The organism is Pedobacter ginsengisoli (assembly GCF_030244015.1).
Taxonomy (GTDB): domain Bacteria; phylum Bacteroidota; class Bacteroidia; order Sphingobacteriales; family Sphingobacteriaceae; genus Pedobacter; species Pedobacter ginsengisoli.
The window spans coordinates 613,342-638,882 of the sequence record NZ_JASSYX010000001.1 but is presented as its reverse complement, the minus strand read 5'-3'; the positions used below and the strand labels follow the sequence as shown (position 1 = coordinate 638,882).

Here is a 25,541-nt window from a genome sequence, read left to right as displayed (position 1 = left end):
TTATTGGATTGTTCTTAGAACTAAAACCTTTACGCCCCTGATCTCTTCTTTCAGACCTAAGCCATATCGAACAAGTTCATTTCTTAATAAGGGAATATTATCATCAGTACAATGAAGACTCCCTCTCAATAGGATGTCAATTTTTTTATTTATAAATTCTCCATGCCTATAACCTGTTTCATTTAGAATTAATGGATCATCAGAAGCTCGATTTGCATTGATCAAGTTTGTAAGGAAAGATTGGAATGGCTTATTTTTTATTTTCAATCCTTCAGGCGTCCGCTGATTTTGGTAATCCTCTTTTCTGGTATTTTGATCTTTGGCCCATAATTTACTATCATTGATGGTACCCAATCTTGTAAGTATTAGACACTTGATAGGTCGGTATTCGACACTGCCAACCATTCCAAAAAACCGACTGAGATCTTGTTTTAATAGATTACGGGCATTGTCAATGCTATATTCGTTTAAAGAAGATTCGTAGCAATACCAATTACTTGCTTTGTAGCGATCCAAATTTGTAGAATCTGTTATTTCTTCGTACAATGATTTAGCTTTATCTTCAAGCACAACTTTTTCTCTTGGAGCGTCATATGCAAATCTATAAAGCGCATCTATTGTCTCGTTATAGAATCTAAGCCCTTTTTCTTTCCCGCGTTGATCTCTTAGAAATTTAGTACTTCCTTGGGGGAAATATCCGGGTAGAAAGTTCATGAATGCTGAATAATAAGGAAGCTCAAGCATGGTGATCTCAGATCTGGGGAGCGTATTTACACCTTTAGGAATAGGAATCTGAGCATAATACTTCAATACCTTTCTAAACGCTCCGTTACCAATTTTTAACAAAGATTTCTTTTCGTCTTTAAGTTCTTCGTATGTTTCATTATCAAATGATTCATTTCTCATTAACAGGTTTAAGGACCCTCCAGAAGTTAATTTTGTTAGATTCTCCACATTAGTTTCTCCCATAGAGATAGTTGCCAATACCTTCCCATCTCTACCTAACCAAACATGATAAGGAACTGGTCCATGTGGAAAGAGTCTTTTCGTTAATATTTGATCCCCAATAATTATTGGCAATTTTGTGTTTTTAACATTTGGTGAATTTTTAAGTAGAGGTAATATTTCTTCTTTTGAATTCTTTGTAATCAGTAAAACCTGGATGTCATGTTTAAACTTGTTTTGTAGCTCCTCCATTTTTGGAAATGAAGCAATGCAGACGCTGCATCCTTTTGTCCAAAAATCGAGAATGATAAATTTTCCTTTAAAATCGGACAACTTCATTTTGCCTCCCGGATAGTTACGGACATTGTTAAATTCAATAGATTCTAAATCTACCTTATCTCCAACGTACAAGCGGTTTGAGTAAATACTTTCATTTTTTTGAGCATTAGTATTTAATGACAGCAATAATAATATCGCCGTCATAGACCTTTTAATAAATTTCATTGTATTATGCTTTAATTATTTCCATCCTTCATTTTGTTCCATCCCCGTCATTTCTACAATATCATCTGGAATGGGAAAAGTATATTTATAGCTATTTGGTTCAAGTGTATAGGTTTTCCCCCCAACAGTTTTACTAAACGTAGCAGCAAATCTTGAATCCCGATTTAGCCTTCTCAGGTCGCTCCATCTTAGTCCCCTTAAAATCAATTCTTTCTTACGCTCTTCTAATACCTTTTTTAGAGCATCTTCGGCATTAATGGCTACCATGTCCGTGTAAGTTCCAGACCAACGGGTTTTTATCAATGTGTTGAGATCAGTCATCGCTTCAGATATTTTCCCAGCCCGGGCGTAACATTCAGCCCTTATCAAATAGATTTCATCTGTTGCCAATCCTGAAAAGCAGTTTGAATATCCTCTCCCAGAATACGCTCCTTTATAAGTCACAAGATTTGTAGTAAGATTCTTATTAAAAAAAATATTTTTACGGAGGTCATTATTTTGATAAGAGTTATATAGGACATTATCTATTAAAAGATCATTGAAATTTACAGCTGTGCTAAAAGCCATATAGGTATAAAAAATAATCTCCGAGTTGTAACCGATAAATGGGTTATCAGTTGATGTTGAATTTAATGTTTTGTAGTCCACTAAGGCTGAGTAACTATTTAAACATAGATTGGCGTAAATAAGAGCTTGTTCATAATTTTCTATGCTTAAATAAATTCTGGATAGCAAGGCATATACAGCTTGCTTTGATGGTCTTGTTTTATATTGAGCATTTTCTGGAAGTAGATCTTTTGCCAAAATTAGATCACCAATAATTTGATCATATGTTTCTTGGAGCGTTGATCTTTTACTCGGAATATTGATGTCTGACTCCAAACGAAGCGGTATTCCCAATTTTGAAATGGCATTTACTGCTTCGTAAGGAGGAGCAAAGATTTGAGCAATTTCAAAAAGTGCTTTTGCACGATGAAATAATGCTTGCCCTTTGATATTATTCCACTCCGTTTGTTCACTAGAACTTTCTGGCTTTATTTTAGGTATACCATCTAAAACCAAATTGCAATAATATGCTGCTACATAGCTTCCGCTAGCATTGCCATTATTCCATGAAGAAACCTTTGTATAAGGTTGCTCATGTGACCAGGTAAATGCATTACGATCTGTGCCAACTAATGCTTGGGCCTTCAGATCCGTTAAATAATGGCCGTCTGAGGCTATTTCCCCCAATACAGGTGTAAAAGTGTTTAGTGCACCTTCATTATTCATTAAAGCTTGCATATCTTTTAATGTTGAAGGCACAGTAAGCTGCTTATCTGATTTTACATCATACCAATCACCTTTTTTACAGCTTATAATGAATAATGTTATTACGATACCTAGTAGGTATAAATATTTTATTTTTATCTTTTTCATTGTTCTAAAAATTACCGGTTACACCAAATGAGATAGTTTTAGGTGTTGGCATTCTACCAAATCCATAAGAATCAGGATCAAGGCCGCTCTTATTTGCCTTCCATATAATGCCTAAGTTTGTAGCATAAACATAACAGGAGAGTTGTTTAAATGGCATTTTTTTCAGCACACTTCTATTTAGGTTATAATTCAATTTTACATCACGGAGGCGAATGTGATCCGCTTTTTCAATTAATAAGTTAGATCGCAAATAAGTATTGTCCCTGTTGGCGTTACCATTTGTTGGTAATGATGGAACATTTGTAAAAAGTTCATCACCCGGGTTCCTCCATCTTAACAAATAATCCGAATGTCCACTCCAACCACCATTGACAAAAGCAGTATAAGCGATTGAGTTCTTTTGAAAATAATAACCAAGCCGATAAATAACATTCGCAGAAATAGAAATTTGTTTCCATCTAAAATTATTTATAAATGCTCCGGATACTATTGGATCCCTTTGTCCATGAAATATCAAATCGTCTCTTGTAGCTCGAGCTAGATTACTAAAAACTGATATTGTGTCAGCAAGATAAAATCTAGGATCCCCATTTATAGGATTTAAACCAGCCCATTTATAGCTGTAAACCGCATCAAGTGGGTCACCAACAAATTTTGAACTACCACCAACAATAGCCGAAGCTAATGTTTCAATCCGACCTTTAAATTGTGTAATTTTACTTTTGTTAAAGGAAACAATTAAACTAGTACTCCATTCAAAATTACCATTTATAAGATTACGAGTATTTATGCTAATATCGATTCCGTTTCCTTTCATACTCGCTTGATTTCCTGTAAAAGATTCTACACCCGTAGTAGGATCAGTAATTACCGATTCCAATAAGTCCAGTCCTTTCTTCTGATAAAATTCAATACTTCCACTTATTCGATTGTTTTTCAATAAAAAATCTATCCCAATATTAACCTGCTTATTTCTTTCCCAACGCAGTTGTGGATTGTTAGGAGTTAATATCCCAGCAAATTGCAGATTATTAGGAGGTACGAATGTTGAAGGTGAATTATAACGAATTGTAGCATAGCTACTAGCTCCTGTATTGGTATTGCCACTATAACCATAACTAGCTTTTATCTTCAATTGAGAAAGCCAATCCAAGGCATAAAAATTCTCCATGTGAACATTCCATCCTAAACCTGCACTCCAAAGTGGAACTCTACGTAAGTTAGCTTTAAGCCCGAAGAAATTACTCTGATCGACCCTCCCGCTTAAAGTAGCTAAATATTTTCCTTTGTAATTATAAGCCGTATGGCCAAAAAAACTTCCATATCTGGTTAGTTTACCAGAAGGTGCAACCAATGGTTGCGCAACAAGGCCTGTCCCAGAAGGACGTATGGGAAAACTTTGGATAAAACTAACCGGAACGGAGGTGCTAACATCAGGGTCATATCCATATAAGATATTATTATTAGATTCACTATTTGTTTCTCTAAGCTCCGTTCCTACAAAAGCTGATAGTTGATGTGCTTTAAACTGCTTTTCGAAACTTAAAGCACCACGTATATTCCAGGCCTTAAAAGTGCCGTTGCTTAACTCCAATAAGTTGCCAAGAGGATAGGGATACATCAAATTTCCTGATGCATCTTTATTCATAAAAATATTAATCCGATCTCTAATTCTGAAGCTTTTTTGATCACTTTCATTTCGAACATTAGAAAGTGCTATTTGATTCTGAAATTGAAATTCTGCTGTAATCCAAGGTTTAATGGCGTACTTAATTATCGCGCTTAATCTTGTGTCAATTTGATGAGTTACATTGTCAATGTATCGATAGTCCTCAAGTGGTTTATAATGCCAGTCTAATAAAGCAGGATATTTTGCAGTATCTATATAAGTTGCTCTATAATTAATTGGAATGGCTAACGCATTTCCTTGATTATCTGCAAGCGCTGTGTAGGGAGAAATTCCAACTCTTGGCATTAAACCATTATAATTATTTCCGGCGTTTTTGTTTAGGGTTCGCACATGGAAAATAGCAGTATTGATTTCTATCTTCCTTATTGGTCGCCAGGTGTTAGAAAAATTTAGAGTAATCTTATTGTCTTCTTCTTTTATATTGTTACCTTTATTTTTGTCATAACCGAATGATCCATAATAGTTAAAATTTCCACCACCTCCTGAAATATTTAAAGCGTATTGCTGATTTACGCGATTTTTCAATAAATACTTGTTAATATCGCTTCGAACATCATAATTGCTTAAATCATCTAATTGAGCCACTACTAAAGGGTCATTTAGGGCATTGTATCCTAGAACATTTCTATTTTTCTTCCTTGCTGCAAGTAAAATTTCAACAGATTGCGGTAATACAGGAAAGCTATTAAAAGACGGGAATGAATCATCGTACGCATTATAAATTCCTTTCCCAAACTGTAACTTTTCAAAGTCAATTATGTCTTTCGAGGACAAGTATGGCGCATAAAAGAGATCAGGCTTTTGTCCTATGGTAACATTGCTATTAAAGCCTATATTCGTCGATTGATTGAATTTGCCCCGTTTCGTTGTAATAACAATTACGCCATTACCAGCTCTAACACCCCATATGCTTGATGCAGAAGCATCTTTTAAAACAGTGATAGATTCGACGTCATTTGGATTCAAAATATTCAAATCTCCTTCATACGGAAAATTATCAACAACAATTAAAGCGGCTTTATCGGCTTTAATCGTACTAAATCCTCTTATAACAATATTATTAGTGCTACCAAAATTGACATTTGTTCCTCTTGGGCTAAAAATCAGTCCCGGCGTGACATTATATATCCTGTCCAATACATTTGTTCCCACCGTTCTATTGAACAGTTCATTGTCTATATGTACAAACGAACCCGTACTGCGTTCTTTATTTAGTTTCTGATACCCATCATCATAAACGATTTTAACTTCTTCCAACTCACCCGTCGCCACATTCAGCTTAATCTCTAATGGCATCACCGCATCTTTCAAAGACAGTTCTAAGGTCCTAAACCCCACATAACTAATCAACAACACCGCATCATCAGCTACATTTTTAATCTCAAATTCACCCTCAGCATTAGTATTGATGACAGTACCTTTCCCTTTTATTCTGATTGATGCGTTTGGGAGCGGTTTTCCGTCCTGGTCCTTTACTTTTCCTTTCACATTGAGATCCTTCAGGAGGTTCTGAAATGAATTCAGAATGACGGAAGTGACGGAAGGCGCTTTCTCTTTAATGGTAACAGTAGTATTGTTAATGCTATAAGTTAGTGGCTGTTCGCTAAAAAGCAGCTTTAGCGCAGCTTCAAAATCTACATCCTTGATGTTTATAGTTACCGGCTTAGCCGCCTTAAACAAACTTGCTGTAGCAATAAAATCATAGCCGCTTTGCTGTTTAATTTCTTTCAGTACAGTTTTTAACGGTGCATTTGATTTGGTCAAACTGATCTTTTGGGCCAGCGTTGAGGCGCTAACCTGCAAAAGGGACGCTAACAATATGACGGTGGTTAAGCGCATAACTAGCCAAATTTTACGGACATAACCAATGGGTATGTCCCGGTTTTTCATGTAATTTGTGTACATTCGTTCTGGTTTGGTTTAGCAGTAAAGCCTTAGCCTCGAAAACAACGGCCTACTGCGGTTCTTAAATCTTTTAATAACAAAGCCAAACATAAGCCAGGGGAATCTTTCTTCTGGCTTGTTTGTTCAGGTTAAAATTGCTGTCGTAAATTTCTTTTCATCTCTTTTCGTTGTTAAATGGTCCGTTGGTTATATTTCATAGGGAGATGAATTATTTTATGGCGACACGTATATACGCCGTCCTTCTATTTTAAACTTTATTTTACCGGTCTGCTCCAGCGATTTCAGTACTTCTGATACGTTTTCATACCGGGATACCGAACCCCAGAATTTTTCATCAGGAATGGTACCAGTGTAAATTACTTCTACATTGTACCAGCGGGCCACCATCCGCATGATATACCGGATATCGGTTTCATCAAATACAAATTTGTTGTTTTTCCAGGCAACGGCCTCGTTTACGTCTACGTTTGTAATGGATATGGGCTTATTGCCGGCTATAATAGATTGCTGGTTGGGTTTTAACACCACGTCATCTCGAACCGCAGGGAGAGATCTCTTGTCTGTGCTATTCAAGAGATCGCTCCTATCGTCGGGATGACGTGAAATGCGTACAGAACCTTCAAGTAAGGTAGTTTTGGTACTCCCCTCATTAGCATAGCTGTTAATGTTAAAATGTGTACCCAGTACAGTTACCTCTTGTTTATCCGTTTGTACGATAAAAGGCTTCGCCATGTTTTTAGCCACCTCAAAATACCCTTCACCATCTAACAATATTTTGCGTTCCTTACCAATAAATTGACTAGGGAAACTAAGCTTTGAGTCAGCGTTCAGCCACACCCTTGTGCCATCCGGTAAAGTAAACTGATACGTCTGCCCTTTTGCTGTGCTGGCGGTCATTTCTAATGGAGATTGCTTCGTCGTTCCTCCTCGCAATGACGATGGGTTAGGTTGGTCGTCATTGCGAGAAGCATTTCGCGACGACCCAAGCGCTTCGCGAGAGCTGCGAAGCAAACCAACCTCCGTTCCATCATTATAAACTAATCCCTCTTCACCCCCTACTACAACCCCGCTCTTCGCATCACTCAACTGTATCACCTTACCATTGGCCAAGGTAATCGTCGCACCATTCCTACCCGGCGCAATATCATTCACCACCACGTCATTGCGAGGAGCTTTTCGTGACGAAGCAACCTCATAAAACCAAATCCCAAAAACAATTGCCGCTACTGCCGCAGCTGCACCAATTACACGCGGCCAGATTACAATTCTGCCCCTGGTTACCCGGGCAGCTCTCTGCCTTAATTCCAGCAGATCCTCATCCAGTTCCTGTTCAGTAAGGTTTAGCTTGCCTGCCTCACCAAAGGTTAGCCAGTTTTCTACAACAGCCAGCTCCTCCGGGCTACATTGCCCGGCCTGGTATTTTTGAAATAGTGCTTTCGCATCTAACTGTTGCATCTTCTGTTTCGCTTATTTAAATACATAACGATTTACTGTTAAGCCAGGGTTAAAAAAATATGAAAAAACTTTTCGAGCCCAGTTTGCCCTTCAAAATTTTAAGCGCATGATACATCCTGCTCTTTACTGTATCCTCCGATAAATCCAGCGCAGCAGCAATTTCTTTCCTGCTCATATAGGTATCCCTGCTCAACTCAAACACCACTCTCATCTTTTCCGGCAAAGCGGCAATCTCTTTTTCTATCAGCGCCTGCAGATCATTATGTCTTATCCTGTAATCTGCAGCTTCCGGCTCTACATCCAGGTAGGCCTGGAAAGTTTCCAGATACCGCTCTGTTACTTTTTTATGTTTATACAGGTCAAATATCTGGTGTTTGAGTACGGTATATAAATAGGGCAAAAGCTGCCCGGTAACATTCAGCGTTGTTCGCTTTTCCCATAAACCAGCAAACAGATCATGCACGATGTCCTTGGCTTCTTCCCTGTCATGAATCTTCTTGTAGGCAAAAATATAAAGCAGGGCATGGTACCGCTCAAAAATCGTCGTATAGGCATATTGATCTCCGTCTTTTAGCAAAGCCGTCAGTTCCTGGTCAGAATATCCGCTATAAGCAGCCATGATAAATAAAGTTATACCCCTCGCATATAAATTTACTAAAACTTTTATACAAGTCTATACATATTTCAACTAATAAACCACACGGTGTACAGTTCACACTTAGCAAGTTAGGTACATAAAACATAGCAGAACAGGCAAACGAGGCGGTATTTTACTTAGAAAAATTTTTCGTGTTTCGGTGTTTAAAGAAAAAAAGACAGGCCTGTTGCTTTTGCGATGTACACTTCCATCGTAATGGAAGAATATCAGAAATATACTAAAAGATTCCATCGTAATTGAAACTTTATGAAAATACTATTTCGAAGATCTGGGCCTTCGAAACAGCATCAAAGAAATTGATTTCATGGCAGAAAAGAATGGTGAGCGGCTGTATATCCAGGTCTCCTATCTTTTATATGATAAGAAGACCATTGAGCGGGAGTTCGGAAACCTTGCGGAGATCGCAGACAATTATCCGAAGTATGTAGTGAGTATGGATGAAATAAAACCTACCAATACTTATAAAGGTATTCAGCATATACACCTCAGGGAGTTTCTTTTGACCGATATCTGATCCTGTGTAAGCACCACAAAGACCTGCCCGGTCCGGTAAATGGGCCCAGTGCATCAGGGGGAGGGAACCGGCGAGGCACTGATGTCAGAAGGACTCAAGGCCGTTGACCGCGATGGAACGATCGCCTATCTCGAATCTTCAAATCCTAAAAACATCTCACTATATGAGCGCCACGGTTTCGAGGTTATCGGCGAAATTCAATTTGGCAGTTCGCCTGTGTTACGGCCCATGTTAAGAAAGGCGAGGTAAGCCAGGATCCGGAATTTCTAATCGGTCAAAGCAAAAATTTAAGCAAAGCAGGCCGCATCCGCGGCCTGACTTTGTAACACACCTAAATTGTTGTCATTAATCTTATTCAGACTTGGTCAGTACAATTACAGGCATTACCAGGCTCTTTTCTACGAGCTTCAATCCATACTTCTCAAAGTTTGAATTTAAAACTTTTGGATCGATGACATCACCCGAAATATCGATGTCAATATTTCCCTTGTAACCTGTATCATCTATGATGTGGATATGTTTGCTAAAAGGGGAAGACAGTTGTATCTTTTTCAGCACCGTAGCCATGGGCGTATTTCGTGCCTTAATGGCATATCTATTGGCCTCAAATACGAACTGGCTTGTGCTGCTCTTAAATTTGTCAGCATTACCTGTTTTAACCAATGAATAAACTTTAACGGGCCCCTGCTCAAGTTTTCCGCTTATGCCGCTCTTTTTGAAAAAAAAACGGTTCAGGTCCTGCTGCATGATTTCAAACTTCTCATCAACTGAAAACATGGATTTAGGAAAGGTAAGCTCGTAGGTATATTTATATTCTTGTTTATTATTTAGGTACGCTGCTTTTGATGCCCCGTCTTTAAAAAAGCCGATCATAAGTGAATCAGCAGGACTAAAATTTTTAAGCACAATTCTGTTGTGGTTAAGAAAACCTAAATCAAATTTACCAAATGCAAGCATATACAGCAGGCTTATGGGATGATTACCACAGCGTATCAAACCGTCAACTTGTGTGGCTACATCGTCTAAATTTTCTGTATACCTAAGTACCTGCGATCTGAAAGCCAGGTTTTCCCTGGTTATCAAATCATTATCGGCAAGAATAGGGTTATAGCCAAAATCACGCATCACCTTATCAACCTTGAGGGGAAGCTTAAGCGGCTGGTTGTCTATCAGGGCCTTTACATTTTTCTTTGTTACTTCGTTGCTGCCCGTTATGGCAACTACAATGCCCTCCGCATTAATCCAAACATAATGCGGTATAAACCTGTGCGTAAAGGCCCTGCTGATCACTCTATCGCCAACTACAGAATAGGTCATCTTAATTCCCTTATTTTCTTTCAGGCTGTTTAGCGTATTGGCTGAATAATCCTCGGCGCTTTGCGTAACCGGCAAAATATTCAGCACACTGGCGAATTCCTGCTGTAACGAATCCATTTTTGGAAAAGCAGAGATACAAGGTGCGCACCAGGGTGCCCAGAAATCCAATATCAGTGCTTTTCCTTTAAAATCGGCCAGGCTTTTAACCGCAGTGTTGTAATTGATTATTTTTTTGATCTCAAGGTCCGGAACCTGATTTCCTACAGTTAAGCCTTTAATTTTCGGCTGGGCAATAGCCGCCTGGCAAATACTTGTTAAAAACAAGATTGCAGTCATTTTCAAGAAAAATCTCATGTTATTTTTATTTATGTGTTTCTGTTTTTATCTGGGGTTCTGTTCAGTGCCATTGTAAATGATCTCATCATTCGGGAGGGGATAAACATACCGGCTGTCATTAGGTGGAAGGGTATACGTTTGTCCGGCTATTACCCTTTTTAAAGTAAGCTGAAAGCGGGTATCAAAGTTTAACCGCCTTAAATCGCTCCAGCGCAATCCCCGGTAGCAAAGTTCCTTTCTCCGCTCGGTCAATATTTTTTTTAAAGCATCCAGGTCATCAGTGGCTGTAACGGGAGTATAGTTCAGGGTGTTTCTTGTTCTTTTTTCCAGCAGTGTGTTCAGGTCCTTTAAGGCCTCCGTACGGTCACTTTTCCGGGCATAGCATTCTGCCCGTATCAGGTACATTTCATTGCTGGCAATGCCGTTAAAGTAATCGCCACCCGTTGCGTAGCTGCCCCTGAAATAAATCCTGCCGTTTCTGTCGGCAAAAAATACACTCCTTCTAAGATCTGTAGCCGCATAAGATTTATAAAGTACCGAATCTACATTTCCCACGCGGGTCCTTGCTGTTGCAGTTGCTGGCGTAGCCATTGCAGCATAATAAATGGTTTCTGGTGTATAGGTTCCATATTGGGTAAACGCCGAGGTAGTGCCCGGTGTTACCAGGTTATAATCCATCAGCGTATTTACATTTTTAAGGCAGGAATCTGCATATAAAAAGGCATTGTCATAATCCTGCATGGAAAGGTAAATCCTGGCCAGCAGCCCGTAGCAGGCGGTTTTTGATGGCCTGGTTTTAAATGCCGGCGGCAGTACCGGCAGCAGGGGAATGGAAGCTTTTAAATCACCCAGTATCCTGTCATAACTTTGCTTTACAGTAGAACGGCCTGTTTTCAGGTTAATATCTGATGAAAGCCGCAATACCAGGCCCGGATCTGAACCTGCCGTCGAAGCCACATAGGGCTTGCAAAATACCTGCGAAAGGTTATAAAAACCCATGGCACGGTAAAACAAAGCGCTTCCTTTAACATTTGCCCAGTCGGCATAATTCCCGGCATTGGATGGTAGCTTTTCAAGCTCTTCCAATGCGGTATTACAGGTATAAATAACCTTGTAAGTATTGTTCCAGTCGCTAACAAATGTGGCCCCGGCATAAAAATCAGCGGCGGGTGCCCAGGTATATATATTCTTGTTATCCAGCCCAAGGCCGTTGTAAATGTTATCAGGCAAATAATAATCGTCATTACCCATTTCGCCTAAACGCGGCTGTCCGGTATTAAATAAGGTGGTATTGTCCAGCAGGCCCTGCAGTGAGCCTACAGAATTTAGGGTAACTAAGGATTGTAATGGCTTTTCTTCAAGCCAGCCTTTTTTACAGGACAATACTATTAATGTTGTTACTGCCATACAGATTTGAATTATATATCGTTTCATCGTCTTCAGTTTAATTGATAAATACCATTATAGCCCTATTTGAATACCTAATGAAAAACTTTTAGGGTTTACAAAACCTTCAATAAAATCGGGGTCAATGTTTTTGTCGTTTGCTTTCCACAATAAGCCAAGATTGTTGGCGTACAGGTAAAAGCGTATGGATTCAAAGGGAAGTTTTGCCCATTGCGATTTCCCGATAGCATAACCCAGCCTGATGTCCTGCAGGCGGATGTGACTGCCCTTTTCAACAAGGGCAGAAGATCCCCGGTAGAAAACACCTCTGCTTGCAAATTGTGGATAATCAGTGTATACCATTGCCGGAATAGCTGTAAATGCTTCATCACCAGGGTTTTTCCACCTCCCGGAAAAATCGGCATGCCCTACAGACGAATTAAACAAATCCTGGTACGATAGAGAAGATCTACGAAAGAAATAACTGAACTTATACAATATATTGGCCGATAAACTTAATCCCTTCCAGGTAAAGGTATTCCTGAAGGAGCCGAAATACTGCGGTGTTCCAGGGCCATTGTATTGGTACAGACTGATGTCTGTAGCTGCTTTTTCCAGAATCAATGCATAATCTTTGCTCAAGGCATTGTCTACATAGCCCAATGGATCACCGGAGGCATCCAAACCTCCCCAGCGATAAGAAAAGATGCCATTTACTGGCTTTCCAGGCTGCTGCAGATCGTTGCTTTCATTTTTAGTGATCTTATCTGTTGCATGACTAAACAGCAGGCCGCTTTCCCAGTTAAGCCCGCCAATATCAATTCTGCCGGTTAAGCTGATGTCAATCCCGCTTCCTCTCATGCTGGAAAAATTACCCTGAAAATTTGAAAAGCCTGTACTGCTGGCTACTGTGGTATAGCCAATCAGGTCTGTCCCTTTTTTCCTGAAATACTCAATGCTTCCACTAAATATATTATTGCGCAGCCCAAAGTCTAGTCCGATATTGAACATCCCTGTTTTCTCCCAGCGCAATTCAGGATTCCCGGGCGTATTGATGTAAGCATAGGCCGAATTGTTAAATTGCGAAGCGATAGAATAAATAGCTGTTGTTACTGCAGCTAAATTTCTGTTCAGGTTTCCGTTAAACCCGTAAGTGGCCCTCAGGCTCAGCACAGGCAGCCAATCGGTTTTGTAAAATGCCTCCCTGTCGATATTCCATTTTCCGCCAACCGACCAAAGTGGTACCCCTTTCTGATTGGTGTTTACCCCAAACAGGTTAGACTGGTCCAATCTTGCACTGGCCGAGAGTGTATAGCGGCCATTATAGGTATAAGCGGCATTACCAAAGTACGAACGGAAGCGGTCAAGCGTATAAGGTATCTCTGTTGGTGCCCCCGGTATTAACCTTAGTGCACCAGAAGGATATACAGTAAGCGGGTTGGCAAAATCTACAGGAACAGAGGTGCCCACAGCTTTATCATAACCATATAAGGCAATTCTGGTGCCTTCCTGCTTCGATTCCTGTACTTCAGCACCAACTATTGTCGAAATTTCGTGGTCTTTAAATAGATTGTTGTAATTGAGCTGAATGCGCCCGTTATTGGCCGTAAGGTTGCCATTCCTGTCTGTTCTGACTGCCCCCAATGGAATATTTCTTTTGGTAACAGCTCCGTTCTGGACAACCGAATACTGGTTAATGAGGTCCCGGGCATAATAAGAATCAGCCGAATAACTTACCCGGGTTAAAGATTGGTCTTTTAAAAGCTGGTAGCGGAGTTCTGCACTCAGCCCCTTCAAAAAGGTATATTTAACCCCGGTAGTAATCCTGTTGTTGTTACTTGCCGTTGTATTATCGGTTAAATCCAATTCATTAAGCGGGTAGTACTGCCAGTTCAGCATTCCGTTTACACCCGGGTTTGCTGCAAATGTTTCCCGATACCTATTAATCAGTGGTAATGGGTTTCCCTGTGCGTCGGCTAGTTGCGCATAAGGGTACAGCATATTGTATTTGCCACTTGCCGATACCCTTGGAATGCCGTTGTTTTTGGTATGGGTATAAGTATAGGTTATCCCGCCACTAATTTCAAGGTTAGATAAGGGCCTGAAGGTAACCAAAGAATTGATAGACAGGCGGTCGTTCTGGTTTCTTTTAATGCTGGCCAGGTTTTTATCGTATCCGGCAGATAGAAAATAAGTTGTTTTTTCACTGCCGCCGCTTAAGTTAAGCGCATACTGCTGCTTTACTTCTTTCCGGTAAAAATACCTGGAATAATCATTTCTTACATCCAGGTTTCTATAACTGTTAATCTGTGCATCAGCCTGGGTTTGCAATAGAGTGCCAGACCTTAACTTAGCTAAAATCTCTACTACCGGCGAAAGCGGAGGATTGCCTGCATCCGCCAGATCAGCATCATAGAAATTTTTATCAAACAGGTATTTTTCTACATCAATGTAGTCTGAAGCATTAAGAAACTGCTTGTCATACTGCAAATCTGGTTTTTCTGCAATACTGAGATTTGAATTGATGCCTATTTTTAAACCCTGATTGTACCTTCCTTTTTTTGTAGTGATTACAATAACTCCATTGCCGGAATAGGCACCCCAGATTGAAGCAGCAGCCGCATCTTTTAGCACGGTAACCGATTCAATATCATTTGGATTGATAGTATTGATATCCCCTCTGTACGGAAAATTATCTAATACGATTAGTGGCTGGGTATTGGAAAATATGGTGCTTTTTCCCCTGATGCTGATTCCAAGATCATTGCCCGAGGTTTTATCGAACAGCAAACCGCTGGTAATACCTTCCAATCGGCTTAAAACATCAGCAGAGACCCTTCTGTTGAACAGATCATTGTCAATTTGAACGAAGGAGCCTGTAGCCCTTTCTTTTGGTAAAGACTGATAACCTGTAGTATAAGTTACCTTCACTTCTTCCAGCTCTCCTGTTAACACGTTTAGTTTGATCTCTAAAGGCATTACAGCTCCTTTAACTGGTATTTCAAGTGTTTTATAACCCACGTAGCTGATCAGAAGTACAGCATCCTCTGCCACATCTTTAATTTCAAACTCACCATTCTGGTTAGTATTGATGACAGTATTTTTCCCTCCCGACTTGTCGGGATCTGATGATTTCACTCTGATTGAGGCGTTTGGGAGCGGTTTACCGTCCTGATCTACTACCCGGCCTTTTACATTGAGATCTCTCACCATGTTCGAGATGACGGTAGAGAGTTTATCCAGCAGGGAAACTTCCTTTTCTGTTATCAGTACCACTTTATCTTCTATGCTAAAGCTTAAATTCTGCCCTGCCAGTATTTTGGTCAGTGCCTCTTCTAATGGTATATCTTTGATACTGATGGTTACTGGCTTGCTGTTGTTCAGGTATTCTGATTTGGCCAGAACGCTAAAGCCGGTTTGTCTCTGTACTTCTGCAAAAACGTTCTTTAAACTTTCTTTAGTGGTGGTTAAAGAAAATTTTTGTGCAAAGCCAGCTGCGCTGACCTGCATTAGGGATGCTATTAATAGTACGGTGGTTAGTCGCATAATTAGCAGTATTTTGTAGTACAGCCTTATAGGTATACCAGTCTTTGGTTTAATATTGTACATTTTGTCGTTGTTTCTTAAACTCTCTTAGAGGCCGACAAGAGACCGTTCAAATTGCTTTTCTTGGCAATTTTAACTAAGTTTGTTTAGTTGGTTATGTGCATTTGCTTCAACTTTCCACGGCCTGTAGCAAACTGCAGTTTAAACAGTTGATAATTTTTTATTGGCTGACGCCAACTGCAACCAGGCCTGCTACAGGTCTGGTTGTTTTTTGTCTTATTTTTTCCTTAGTAGCGCTTTATTCATCAATGGTTTTTTAATCGGTTCATAGCTTGGTTCATATCATAGGTGATGAATATCTTCTATTTACTTACGTATATTTTTCGGCCTTCTACTTTAAAATGGATACCCCCGGTTACCTCCAGCTTGGACAGTATTTTAGATACCTGGCTGTACCGCGAAACGCTGCCGTAGAAAAGTGCTTTAGGATCTGCATCCTTATAAATCACTTCCACATCGTACCAACGGGCTACTTTACGCATAATGCTTTCCAATGGTTCATCGTTAAAAACAAATTGCCCGCTTTTCCAGTCTATAGCTTCGTTAGCATCCACGTCTTTTACAGCGATCCGGTTAGAACCGGATATGACCGATTGCTGGTTGGGTTTTAACACCACGTCATCACCCACAATGCGATTGTCCATTCCCCCCCTGCCGTCATCTCGACGCCCTGCCGTCATCTCGAGGGCACCGAGAGATCTCTTGTCTGTGCTATTCAAGAGATCGCTCCTATCGTCGGGATGACGTGACACCTTCACACTGCCCTCCAGCAACGTCGTCGTTACACTACCCTCATTAGCATAACTGTTAATGTTAAAATGTGTGCCCAGTACAGTCACCTCTTGTTTATCCGTTTGTACGATGAAAGGCTTCTCCTTGTTTTTAGATACCTCAAAATACCCTTCACCATATAACAATATTTTTCGTTCTTTTCCAATAAATTGACTAGGGAAACTAATCTTTGAGTCAGCGTTCAGCCACACCCTTGTGCCGTCAGGTAAAGTAAACTGGTACGTCTGCCCTTTGGCTGTGCTGGCGGTCAACATCTGCGCTGCCGCGCCGGCTTCGCCGCCCTTTCCGTTGGCGCCCTTTCCATCAACACCACGCCCGTCATCTCGACGCAGGAGAGATCCCTTGTCTGTGCTATTCAAGAGATCTCTCACTTCGTTCGAGATGACGGTGTTATCGCTCGAGATGACGCTTGTATTATCATCGTATACCAAGCCCTCTTCACCCCCCACTACAACCCCGCTCTTCGCATCACTCAACGCGATCACCTTACCATTGGCCAAAGTAATCGTCGCACCATTCTTACCTGGTGCAATGTCATTTTTAGCATAGTTCAAGAGATCTCTCGTCGCTTCGCTTCCCTCGGGATGACGGGCATTATAAAACCAAATCCCAAAAACAATTACGGCTGCCGCCGCAGCTGCACCAACAATACGCGGCCAGAGTTTTATCGTTTTAACTGATTTTTTCCGTTTTTCTATTTCAGTAAAAAGTTCCAGGTCCAATTCAGCAAGCAATGACTTTACCACAGCTTCCGACTGAACATGTTCCTCATTATTTTCCAGCTCAGCCTTAATCATCGCGCTTAAATCATGATGCTCAGGGGAATGGTAAAAATACTCCAGCAATTCGTCAAGCTCCTGCTCAGAATATTCATTATCCAGATACTTCTGATAAAGCTTTTTGATATGTTGCGAGTTTTCCAATTTTATCCCTTTTTGCAGCTAATACGCTTGAAAGAAAAAAAGTACTTAGTCTGTTTTCAAAAATTATTATAAAAAACCGAAAAACCTGTCAATTTATATAGCTTGACTGGGCAATTTCTATATAGTTTGGTTGGGCGATCTTTAACCCCGTCGTATGTGCATATTCGATCATTTCCGCACAATCTAATGTTCAAATCACTTAAATGTCTTTGAATATCGCAGCCAATACCATCGCCAGGGCTGCTCCGGATTTAGGTGTAAAATACTGCTTCAGAAATTTATTGGCCTGAAAAAGGTGGCTGTTAATTGTCTTGGCATTAATACCCATTATCTGTTCCACTTCTTTGTAAGATTTGCCTTCCAGCTTACATAAGGTAAAAACCAGTTTGCGCTGAGGTGGCATTTTATCGACCGCCTGTTGCAGCAATTCAGCATTTTCTTTACTAAACAGGTTTTCTTCAATATGGCTATACAATTCCGTATTGGCTAGCATCATTTTATTGCGCATACTTCTATCCCGGGCGGCCTTCCTGTAATAATCGTTTACCATATTCTCGCCAATCCTGAACAAATAAGAACGGAAAGATTTCTTAGGATCAAGCTGTTCCCGGGTATCCCATATTTTCAAAAACAGATCCTGCAGGATTTCCTTTGTTAATTCAGAAGATTTTAAGAGTTTATAAAGGTTCCCTGCCAAACGCTCCTTATACTGGTCGTACAATACACCAAAGGCCCGCTCATCACCAGCTTTCAGCAAAGTAATCAGTTCTTCCTCTATAAGCAACTTGTAATCCGCCATGGCTTAGTTTTCCCTTAATAAATTTAATAAACTTTTCTGCAAGTCTATACATTTTTCCCTAATAACATTTATCTGGGTCATCGCCCTGCAAAATCTTTTTTAACCTTACTACTTCCGGCAAATTGCCTAGCATTTTAAAAATGGGTTGTTTTTGTTCTGCCATAGGCTAATTTGATGACAAATGCTTATGATCGACAAATTGCTTAAGAAATACGACGCATTGGTACTCGAATACAACAAAACAATTGTAAGCAGTTTCAGCATAGAAGGCCTATAGCTGTGCGCGCTTCTATAATGGGTTTTGGCCATCCGACTCGTATCCCACCCGGATGACAGACGGGTCCGGCACACGCGGGACCTGTCAAACCCGTGTGGGATCTGTATGGGATGTGTGTGTGATGTTTAAGGAGAAACCCACCAGTTCTTCCGTCCTGCCACAATGAAGGCAAGCGTAAAAAACAAGTGAATGACGACAAACACTTTTGTTGCAGGCCTGGCCTCATGTAAAAGGCCCCAGACATCAAGTGCAGCTATAATTCCGAAGCCCACGATATTGCCCAAAACAATTGCATTTCTTGCGCTGGACGGCCCTTCATTTCTGGCCATCCAGTCAAGTATTGCGATGCCCAATAAAGGACTTCCAAAAACCCGGAGATAGGTAACTAACTCGGGAGAAGGATTAGCAGGAACTGCTCCAACACCAAAAACCTCCGGTATCAGAATAAAACCAAGGCCCGCTACCGCAAGATAAACTGAGGCCATTATAAATAAAATACTGAGTTTCATAATCTCCGGGCTTTGTATAAAGCAATAACATCACCGTTTTGGTTTTGTTTGGTTTGTGGAATGCAAGATATCGTTCAATTACTCCGACAACGCGATCTCCGGCTGCTTTTCAGCACGGGCAACTGCGGCCTGATCTTTCCATTTAACCTTCAGCACAAGTGTGAGTACACCCGCAATCAATACACTATATGCCACGCCCAACCAAAACTGACTGGTTATTGTGATGGAACTAACCACACTATAGCTCAATGCAGAAGTAAATATAATATATCCACCACCCGCAAGCCCGTTGGCCAACCCGCCGTGATGAGAAAAACGGGTCATACAATAAGCCAGCATCCCATTGAAGATGAAACCAGCGAGGGAATGCAGGAGAATTACATAAGCCATCAAGGTATACAAACTTTGCGTTTGGAATGTGACTGTCATCAATGTTATGACCACAACAATCTGCAATCCGATCGACAAGAGCATTTTTTTGAACAAGGGCCTGGAAATGAAAATCTTTGAAACCGTACCTCCGGCAAGGACGGCAAGTCCCGACAGCAAGGAACAATTACCCGTAACTGTTGGTGGATAATGCAGCAGTTTTTCGATGATAAAAGGACTGGCCATATTATAGACCATCAGCATACCATAAGACAAACCGAGGATGAGCAGGCCTGCCGTGAAATCAGCCGCACGCAACATGGACCAGTAAGTCTTTCCAATACCTTTGTAATTGAAGGATGTCCTGCTTTTGAGCGTCTCTCCGCTAAAGACCAGTTCAAGAATAAGAAACACAAGACCGAACAGGGCAAGGAAATAAAAATTAGACTGCCAGCCGAAATGTGTTTGCAGGTAACCACCCAAAAACGGGGCGATGATCGGAGCCGAAGCCCAGATAACAGAAAACAAGCTCGCAAAACTCTTCAGCTTTTCACCCGTATACAGGTCAAAAAAGAAAGCCCTTTTGCTGACAATCACAATGGCCGCCGCGATCCCCTGCAATGCGCGCATTGCGTAAATAACATAAAGATTGCCTGTATTTGCAATAATGATGCTTGTCACGATAAAACCGGCCAGACCAACCAGGTTTGGCAGGTAGCGGCCATAACTGTCCAAAATCCCGCCAACCAATAGTTGGCCCAGCCCGTAGGTGATGAGAAAAATCGACAATGTTAACTGGACAGACGACTGATCAGTATGCAGTTTTGCCGCCATATCAGGCAGCGAAGGGATATAAACATCCAGTGCAAAGCCGGATATGGGTATAATGGCAAAGGCGAGAAAAGTGCCTATCCTGTGGTTTGATTCTTTTAATGCTTTCATATTTCGCTCCATGAATTTACGACGCAAAATTAATGTGGATTTCATCCACGGCGGTAAGACGAATCAAATGAATGATTATACAAATCAAACATTCAATTGCAAAGAGCGCCCTTCATGCCTGAAAAGCAATGGTGTTGTCAGGGTATGCTGTTTGAAATACTTGTTAAAATGCGAGGGATAAAGAAAGCCGAGACTATAGGCAATTTCAGCGGCGTCCCAGTCGGTGTTCATCAGCAGAGTTTTTGCTTCAGCAATAATGCGTTCATGGATAATATCCCGGGTAGTTTTCCCCGTTGTACGTTTAACCACATTATTCAGGTGATTGACGTGTATATTCAACTGGTCTGCATAAGCGGCGGGCGTCAGCAGGCGGAGCGGATTTTCAGGCGAGTCAACAGGAAACTGCTGGTTGAGCAATCCAAAAAAACGACTGATCAGCCTTTCATGCGCAGCCGGGTCAGCAACCAGTCCGCGGATGCGGATGGTCTCCAGGATGATCACCTGCAAAATACTGCGTATCATATCATTCTTATACACATAATTACCATCCCGTAACCCTTCCAGTTCTACGAATAACCTGTGGAGCCTTTCGGTTTCTTCCTGGTTCAGGTGCAGTACCGGTTCAATGTGTTCATTGAACAATGCGCTTTGATATTTGACATCATACCGGATGCTGTTTTGCAGAAAAGTATCATTAAACAGACAATAAAAACCTCCCTGTCGCTCACAAATCGCCTCGAACGAACACGGAACAGCCGGATTAGACAGGATAATAGCGCTGCCATTGATCTCCGTGGACACACCATTTGAAATGTGCACGCCTTTACCGGTAATGAGACAAATCTTATAATAATCACGCCGGTTGTAAGGAGTTGGCTTTCTGAGGTAGCACCGCTGCCTGACATTAAAATGGCTCCCGTTTGCACCTGCGGTCAAAAGTTCAGCAGGTATTTCCTGATTGGTGCGTTTGTAAAACTGCGCTAATGTTTCTACCCCTGTTGACATCATGATGGATTATACAAATCAAAGTTATAAAAAAATCTGCAGATCTCAAGGCTGCCATTAAAATCTATCTAATCTGAAAAGGAACATCAGCCTTAATGTCATTTTTCGTTATTTTTTTAAGTACAATTTCCCGGGCCTGATGTTTTTATGTACCCAGTAATCGAAAAATTAGATTTATCTTTGTAACTAAGATAATCAGCTATTAAGATAGAAAATGAATAAAAGCGCAGTTGACCGAATCAGAAAACTTGTCCAGGCATATGCATATACTTCTATTCAAATGCATGAAGCCATTGGCCGAAAGGCAGGATTTTCGGGCACCGACCATAAATACTTAGGGTTTTTACTTCAGAGGGGACAAATGACAGCTGGAGAGTTTTCAAATCTAACCGGCCTAACGACAGGTGCCGTTACAGGTCTAATAGACAGGTTTGAAAAGAAAAATTTACTGGAAAGACAATTCTCCAAAGACGACAGGCGCAAAGTAATCATCGTACCGAACACCGAAAAGATCATGGCGCTTCTTGCGCCGCTTTATAAGGAGTTCCGCCACAAGTCCGAAATGCTTACTGCTTCATTTTCAGAAGAGGAAAACAAGATCATTGAAACCTATTTTTCAAAGGCAATCGAAATCATGATCGACGTAGCAAATAACCTTGGTAACGAAACAATCAAAAAAAAGAATAATTAACAGCTAAAATAACCAGATCATGGAATTCAATCCTGCCAACAATGTAGTCAAACTCAGTCTTCAAGGCATGAACATGGAGGAACAGGGTAAACCTGAAGAGGCAAACAAGCTTTTTCTTCAGGCCTGGAACGAAGCGACCGACGACTTAGAAAAATTTATTGCTGCCCATTATGTAGCACGACATCAAAAAAATGTTTCTGACAAACTAAATTGGCTCGAAACGGCTTTGCAGTTTGCATTGAAAATAAATGACGACAGTGTTAAGAGTGCCTTGCCCTCTCTGTACTCAAACATTGCCAGGTGCCATGAGGAGCTGGGCGACCCCGGCAAGGCAAAAAAGAATGATGAGCTGGCAAGCTGGTTTAACGATAAACCGTCTGACAAAGGTCCTTTTTATCATGGGACTAAAGCGGATTTGCAGACTGGCGATCTGCTGACACCCGGAATCAATTCTAATTACAGCGCTGAACTCAAAATGAACCACATTTATTTCACAGCCCTTGTTAACGGGGCCGGACTTGCTGCCGCATTGGCTAAAGGCAACGGATCTGAACGTGTGTATATCGTGGAGCCGACAGGAAGCTTTGAGAACGACCCGAATGTCACGGACAAAAAATTCCCAGGCAATCCGACCCGCTCATACCGCTCAGCATCGCCATTAAAAATCGTCGGCGAAGTGACGGACTGGGTAAGAATGGCCCCTGAGGAACTCCAAAAATGGCGTGAAAGACTGGCCAATAATAAAGGAGAGATCATCAATTAATCCAATGATCTCCCTGCGTCTTTATTATTTTCTTACAAAGTTAATCAGCAAATAAAAAACCGGAACCTAAGATCTCCAGTATGCCCTCATTTTCGATGATCAGCATTCCCTGCCTGTCAGCACTGATTCCCGCCTCAAGCTTGTACGTATAACGCGGGGTATTCCCGTCCATTACAGTTGGCAGATAACCCAGCTGAATATGGCTAACTTTTCCACGAAGCGCATCTCCTACTTCAATAATATGGGTGGAAACAATAAAAAAACAGTTCCTATACCCGGCGAAGGCCTGTGTGACAGAAAGGGTACCATCATAAGCGTCCTTCACATTGGTTCCCTTAAAAAGCTCATCAAAGATCACTATCAAGTCTTTCCCCGAGGCCACTCCTTCGGCAACCTTCTTTACACGCAGCACCTCTGCATAGAAATGACTTAATCCCTGACCCAGATCATCAGATACATTGATAGAAGAATACATACCGTCTTTCACAGAAAACTCCATGTAGTCTGCCGGAACCGGGAAACCCATATGTGCCAGGTAAACGGCTATGCCAAAGGACTTCATGAACGTCGATTTTCCTGCCATGTTTGCTCCCGTCAGAAAAAGCAAGTTACCATCCTTATCAAATGACAGGGGATTGGCCACTGCCTTGTCCAGCGCCGGATGCCGCAGTCCGGTAGCGGCAAATCTATTTTCTTGTTTGGGTAATGCACGGGCATAAGAAAAGCCTTTGGCTGCGGCGACTGCTGCTACAGCCAGGTATACATCTAAAAGGCAGGTGTCCTTCAGCAACTGCTCCATCTCTTTGCTGAGCGTATGGCGCAGCAGATAATCGTATCTCCCTATTTGCATGACAGAAAGCCCTGATGTCTGCCGTTGAATAAACACCCATGCCAGTCGCGGGTCCGAAAGTATGCGTTCAAAACGCTGCTGTTGTTCAATGTAGGGATGATCCGGTCCCAATGCTTCCTGTTTATCCCAAAAACCATGCAGCGCCTTTAAAAGTTCAACGGCAGCCAACAGTCCATTTTGCAGGCGCCCGAATTGATCGTCGTGTAATATGGAGGCGGAGAACTTTTTAACCAGCGTGCCAGCTACAGAAGCAATCAGGTTTCCACCCGTGCCCATAGTCAGGTAATTCTCTGCCATATTAAATGTCATTCCATCGATTGGAAAGGACAGGCTCTTTTGCTGAAAATACTGGAAAATCTGGCTCCGCCGGTTGATTTGACCCGCATCTGAGTAAGGCTGCTGGAACATTTCCTGTAACATCCGCTCTCCCCCTCCGGTTTTTACTTCATTGAAAATACTCAGGACGGAATGCGCTTTATGTTTACCCAGGAGGTTCAGGTCGTCCAGGGTTTGTTTGTCTGCTGTAAAACTCATGCTATTATTCTATTATTGAACGGGTTCATTCCTCTTTCCAGGATCCCAATGATGTCTTCATTGTTGATGATCACCATCCCATGCCTGTCTTCAGTAATCCCATCCTCGAGCCTGTAAGTATACACGGGTGTAGTCCCTTCCATTTTTGTAGGCAGGTAAAGAAAACGCACATTCTCATGTGTTTTACCTAACACGTCTCCTGCCTCTATGATGTGCGTGGAAATCACAAAAATACTGTTGACCTTTAAAGCAAAAGCACTGGTGATCGCTATGGTCGCTTCATAGGCATCTTTAACATTGGTACCCCTGAAAAGTTCATCGAACAGAACAAACAGCTTCTTTCCCTGAGCCAGTTCCATAGCCATTTTCTTTACCCGCAGTACTTCTGCGTAAAAATGACTGGCCCCTATACCCAGATTGTCAGGAAGATTGATGGTGGTATAAATGCCATCCAGCACAGAAAACTCCATTCTTGCCGCAGCCACCGGAAAGCCCATATGGGCAAGGAACAGGCAGACACTTAAGGTTTTCATGAAAGTAGATTTGCCGGCCATGTTGGCTCCGGTTAGAAAAATCACATTACCAGCTGGCGTGATCCGGATGCTATTGGCAACTGCATTTTCCACCTGCGGGTGATAAACTCCTTCCAATACCAATTCATTTTTGTCCTTCGGCATGGCTTTTGGGAAAATAAACCCCCGCTCCACCGCTACCCTGGCTACAGACAGATAAACATCCAGGAAATAGATATGCCGCAACAGCTTTTGTACCGCATCCCGGTTCCTGAAACGAAAGATCACATCAAAATCTGCCATCATAGCAGCAGTCAGCTTATCCTTGCCATGACCCAGGACAGGAAGAAATACGGGTTCTGCGAGTAAAGCTGCAATCGCCGCAGCATCATTGTAGTAACCATCAACCTCACTTAACTTCAGGGTACCCAGAAAACTACTCAGACCCTTGAGTAGCCTGGTTAAGGCTACAATCCCTTTGTGGATCACCTGCGTTTCGGCATCCGGGGCAATCATGTTGCCCAACTGCTTACCGACAGAATGTTCCTGGGCAGAAAGCTTACTCCGCTCATCAGTGTTACTCAGATAAATCCCTGTCGAATCAAAGTCTGCAGAAGAAAAAGGAAAGACGCTACCCCTTTCAGCAAAATACTGAATGATGCTGCTGCGCCGGTTGATTGCTTCATCATCGGATAAGGGATAGCGGAACATTTCTTCCAGGATCGCTGCACCACCCCTGGTCATGCAGCGATTGAAGATGGAATAAACTGAGTCGCGCCCGTGTTTGCCGAAGATGTTCAGGTCCTCAAGCGTTTGCCTGTCAGTTGTAAAAGACATCAT

The 25,541-nt window shown here is 41.6% G+C and carries 19 protein-coding genes; 4 read left to right on the top strand and 15 right to left on the bottom strand.

The genetic code is table 11. From position 1 onward, the window contains the following. The 5 genes from QEP08_RS02825 to QEP08_RS02805 form a co-directional block, all read right to left on the bottom strand. Positions 1 to 1,449 carry a TlpA family protein disulfide reductase gene (locus tag QEP08_RS02825; protein WP_285055488.1) on the bottom strand — a complete coding sequence of 483 codons (1,449 nt, stop codon included), beginning with the start codon at positions 1,447 to 1,449 and terminating at the stop codon, positions 1 to 3. Between the two features lie 15 nt (positions 1,450 to 1,464). Further along, the gene (locus QEP08_RS02820) at positions 1,465 to 2,868 is read right to left on the bottom strand and encodes a RagB/SusD family nutrient uptake outer membrane protein (protein WP_285055486.1); all 1,404 of its coding nucleotides are present in this window, start codon (positions 2,866 to 2,868) and stop codon (positions 1,465 to 1,467) included. Positions 2,869 to 2,872: 4 nt separating this feature from the next. Continuing rightward, positions 2,873 to 6,448, bottom strand: coding sequence for a SusC/RagA family TonB-linked outer membrane protein (locus QEP08_RS02815; protein ID WP_285055483.1), 3,576 nt, complete (start codon positions 6,446 to 6,448; stop codon positions 2,873 to 2,875). 228 nt (positions 6,449 to 6,676) lie between these two features. Beyond that, positions 6,677 to 7,918, bottom strand: coding sequence for a FecR family protein (locus QEP08_RS02810; RefSeq protein WP_285055481.1), 1,242 nt, complete (start codon positions 7,916 to 7,918; stop codon positions 6,677 to 6,679). Positions 7,919 to 7,967: 49 nt separating this feature from the next. Beyond that, the gene (locus QEP08_RS02805) at positions 7,968 to 8,537 is read right to left on the bottom strand and encodes an RNA polymerase sigma factor (RefSeq protein ID WP_285055478.1); all 570 of its coding nucleotides are present in this window, start codon (positions 8,535 to 8,537) and stop codon (positions 7,968 to 7,970) included. Between the two features lie 343 nt (positions 8,538 to 8,880). Between QEP08_RS02805 and QEP08_RS02800 the strand changes: the two genes are divergently transcribed. Together QEP08_RS02800 and QEP08_RS02795 are read left to right on the top strand one after the other, a co-directional pair. Continuing rightward, a complete protein-coding gene (locus QEP08_RS02800; RefSeq protein WP_285055475.1) occupies positions 8,881 to 9,090 on the top strand; it encodes a hypothetical protein in 210 nt (69 codons plus the stop codon). 39 nt (positions 9,091 to 9,129) lie between these two features. Then, positions 9,130 to 9,339 (top strand): GNAT family N-acetyltransferase, encoded by a 210-nt coding sequence (locus tag QEP08_RS02795; protein WP_285055473.1) that lies wholly within the window; start codon positions 9,130 to 9,132, stop codon positions 9,337 to 9,339. A gap of 102 nt (positions 9,340 to 9,441) precedes the next feature. On the opposite strand, the gene QEP08_RS02790 is transcribed toward QEP08_RS02795, so the two are convergent. The 8 genes from QEP08_RS02790 to QEP08_RS02755 form a co-directional block, all read right to left on the bottom strand. After that, on the bottom strand, positions 9,442 to 10,761 hold the full coding sequence (locus tag QEP08_RS02790; protein ID WP_285055471.1) for a redoxin domain-containing protein: 1,320 nt from the start codon (positions 10,759 to 10,761) through the stop codon (positions 9,442 to 9,444). 27 nt (positions 10,762 to 10,788) lie between these two features. Further along, complete coding sequence (locus QEP08_RS02785; protein WP_285055468.1) at positions 10,789 to 12,177, bottom strand: RagB/SusD family nutrient uptake outer membrane protein; 1,389 nt, start codon at positions 12,175 to 12,177, stop codon at positions 10,789 to 10,791. A gap of 27 nt (positions 12,178 to 12,204) precedes the next feature. Then, positions 12,205 to 15,639 carry a SusC/RagA family TonB-linked outer membrane protein gene (locus QEP08_RS02780; RefSeq protein ID WP_285055465.1) on the bottom strand — a complete coding sequence of 1,145 codons (3,435 nt, stop codon included), beginning with the start codon at positions 15,637 to 15,639 and terminating at the stop codon, positions 12,205 to 12,207. A gap of 398 nt (positions 15,640 to 16,037) precedes the next feature. Beyond that, positions 16,038 to 17,450 carry a FecR family protein gene (locus QEP08_RS02775; protein ID WP_285055463.1) on the bottom strand — a complete coding sequence of 471 codons (1,413 nt, stop codon included), beginning with the start codon at positions 17,448 to 17,450 and terminating at the stop codon, positions 16,038 to 16,040. A gap of 199 nt (positions 17,451 to 17,649) precedes the next feature. After that, entirely contained in the window at positions 17,650 to 18,249 is a 600-nt protein-coding gene (locus tag QEP08_RS02770) for an RNA polymerase sigma factor (protein ID WP_285055461.1), read from the bottom strand. Between the two features lie 402 nt (positions 18,250 to 18,651). Then, on the bottom strand, positions 18,652 to 19,035 hold the full coding sequence (locus QEP08_RS02765) for a hypothetical protein (RefSeq protein WP_285055458.1): 384 nt from the start codon (positions 19,033 to 19,035) through the stop codon (positions 18,652 to 18,654). 78 nt (positions 19,036 to 19,113) lie between these two features. Then, positions 19,114 to 20,346: an MFS transporter gene (locus tag QEP08_RS02760; RefSeq protein ID WP_285055456.1), complete on the bottom strand. Its 1,233-nt coding sequence runs from the start codon at positions 20,344 to 20,346 to the stop codon at positions 19,114 to 19,116. Positions 20,347 to 20,430: 84 nt separating this feature from the next. Then, entirely contained in the window at positions 20,431 to 21,354 is a 924-nt protein-coding gene (locus QEP08_RS02755; RefSeq protein WP_285055454.1) for an AraC family transcriptional regulator, read from the bottom strand. Positions 21,355 to 21,565: 211 nt separating this feature from the next. On the opposite strand from QEP08_RS02755, the gene QEP08_RS02750 reads away from it, so the two are divergent. Beyond that, complete coding sequence (locus tag QEP08_RS02750; RefSeq protein WP_285055452.1) at positions 21,566 to 22,042, top strand: MarR family winged helix-turn-helix transcriptional regulator; 477 nt, start codon at positions 21,566 to 21,568, stop codon at positions 22,040 to 22,042. Between the two features lie 349 nt (positions 22,043 to 22,391). Beyond that, positions 22,392 to 22,805 carry an NAD(+)--rifampin ADP-ribosyltransferase gene (arr, locus tag QEP08_RS20865; RefSeq protein WP_349019023.1) on the top strand — a complete coding sequence of 138 codons (414 nt, stop codon included), beginning with the start codon at positions 22,392 to 22,394 and terminating at the stop codon, positions 22,803 to 22,805. A gap of 40 nt (positions 22,806 to 22,845) precedes the next feature. On the opposite strand, the gene QEP08_RS02740 is transcribed toward arr, so the two are convergent. Next, the gene (locus tag QEP08_RS02740) at positions 22,846 to 24,189 is read right to left on the bottom strand and encodes a MutS-related protein (RefSeq protein WP_285055449.1); all 1,344 of its coding nucleotides are present in this window, start codon (positions 24,187 to 24,189) and stop codon (positions 22,846 to 22,848) included. Then, entirely contained in the window at positions 24,186 to 25,541 is a 1,356-nt protein-coding gene (locus QEP08_RS02735; RefSeq protein ID WP_285055447.1) for a MutS-related protein, read from the bottom strand. The genes QEP08_RS02740 and QEP08_RS02735 overlap by 4 nt, the downstream gene beginning before the upstream one ends.

What these genes read in the sequence shown, in the direction of transcription:
- QEP08_RS02825 (WP_285055488.1), bottom strand. Translation starts at nt 1,449, where the DNA reads ATGAAATTTATTAAAAGGTCTATGACGGCGATATTATTATTGCTGTCA.
- QEP08_RS02820 (WP_285055486.1), bottom strand. Translation starts at nt 2,868, where the DNA reads ATGAAAAAGATAAAAATAAAATATTTATACCTACTAGGTATCGTAATA.
- QEP08_RS02815 (WP_285055483.1), bottom strand. Translation starts at nt 6,448, where the DNA reads ATGAAAAACCGGGACATACCCATTGGTTATGTCCGTAAAATTTGGCTA.
- QEP08_RS02810 (WP_285055481.1), bottom strand. Translation starts at nt 7,918, where the DNA reads ATGCAACAGTTAGATGCGAAAGCACTATTTCAAAAATACCAGGCCGGG.
- QEP08_RS02805 (WP_285055478.1), bottom strand. Translation starts at nt 8,537, where the DNA reads ATGGCTGCTTATAGCGGATATTCTGACCAGGAACTGACGGCTTTGCTA.
- QEP08_RS02800 (WP_285055475.1), top strand. Translation starts at nt 8,881, where the DNA reads ATGGCAGAAAAGAATGGTGAGCGGCTGTATATCCAGGTCTCCTATCTT.
- QEP08_RS02795 (WP_285055473.1), top strand. Translation starts at nt 9,130, where the DNA reads ATGGGCCCAGTGCATCAGGGGGAGGGAACCGGCGAGGCACTGATGTCA.
- QEP08_RS02790 (WP_285055471.1), bottom strand. Translation starts at nt 10,761, where the DNA reads ATGAGATTTTTCTTGAAAATGACTGCAATCTTGTTTTTAACAAGTATT.
- QEP08_RS02785 (WP_285055468.1), bottom strand. Translation starts at nt 12,177, where the DNA reads ATGAAACGATATATAATTCAAATCTGTATGGCAGTAACAACATTAATA.
- QEP08_RS02780 (WP_285055465.1), bottom strand. Translation starts at nt 15,639, where the DNA reads ATGCAGGTCAGCGCAGCTGGCTTTGCACAAAAATTTTCTTTAACCACC.
- QEP08_RS02770 (WP_285055461.1), bottom strand. Translation starts at nt 18,249, where the DNA reads ATGGCGGATTACAAGTTGCTTATAGAGGAAGAACTGATTACTTTGCTG.
- QEP08_RS02765 (WP_285055458.1), bottom strand. Translation starts at nt 19,035, where the DNA reads ATGAAACTCAGTATTTTATTTATAATGGCCTCAGTTTATCTTGCGGTA.
- QEP08_RS02760 (WP_285055456.1), bottom strand. Translation starts at nt 20,346, where the DNA reads ATGAAAGCATTAAAAGAATCAAACCACAGGATAGGCACTTTTCTCGCC.
- QEP08_RS02755 (WP_285055454.1), bottom strand. Translation starts at nt 21,354, where the DNA reads ATGATGTCAACAGGGGTAGAAACATTAGCGCAGTTTTACAAACGCACC.
- QEP08_RS02750 (WP_285055452.1), top strand. Translation starts at nt 21,566, where the DNA reads ATGAATAAAAGCGCAGTTGACCGAATCAGAAAACTTGTCCAGGCATAT.
- QEP08_RS02740 (WP_285055449.1), bottom strand. Translation starts at nt 24,189, where the DNA reads ATGAGTTTTACAGCAGACAAACAAACCCTGGACGACCTGAACCTCCTG.
- QEP08_RS02735 (WP_285055447.1), bottom strand. Translation starts at nt 25,541, where the DNA reads ATGATGTCTTTTACAACTGACAGGCAAACGCTTGAGGACCTGAACATC.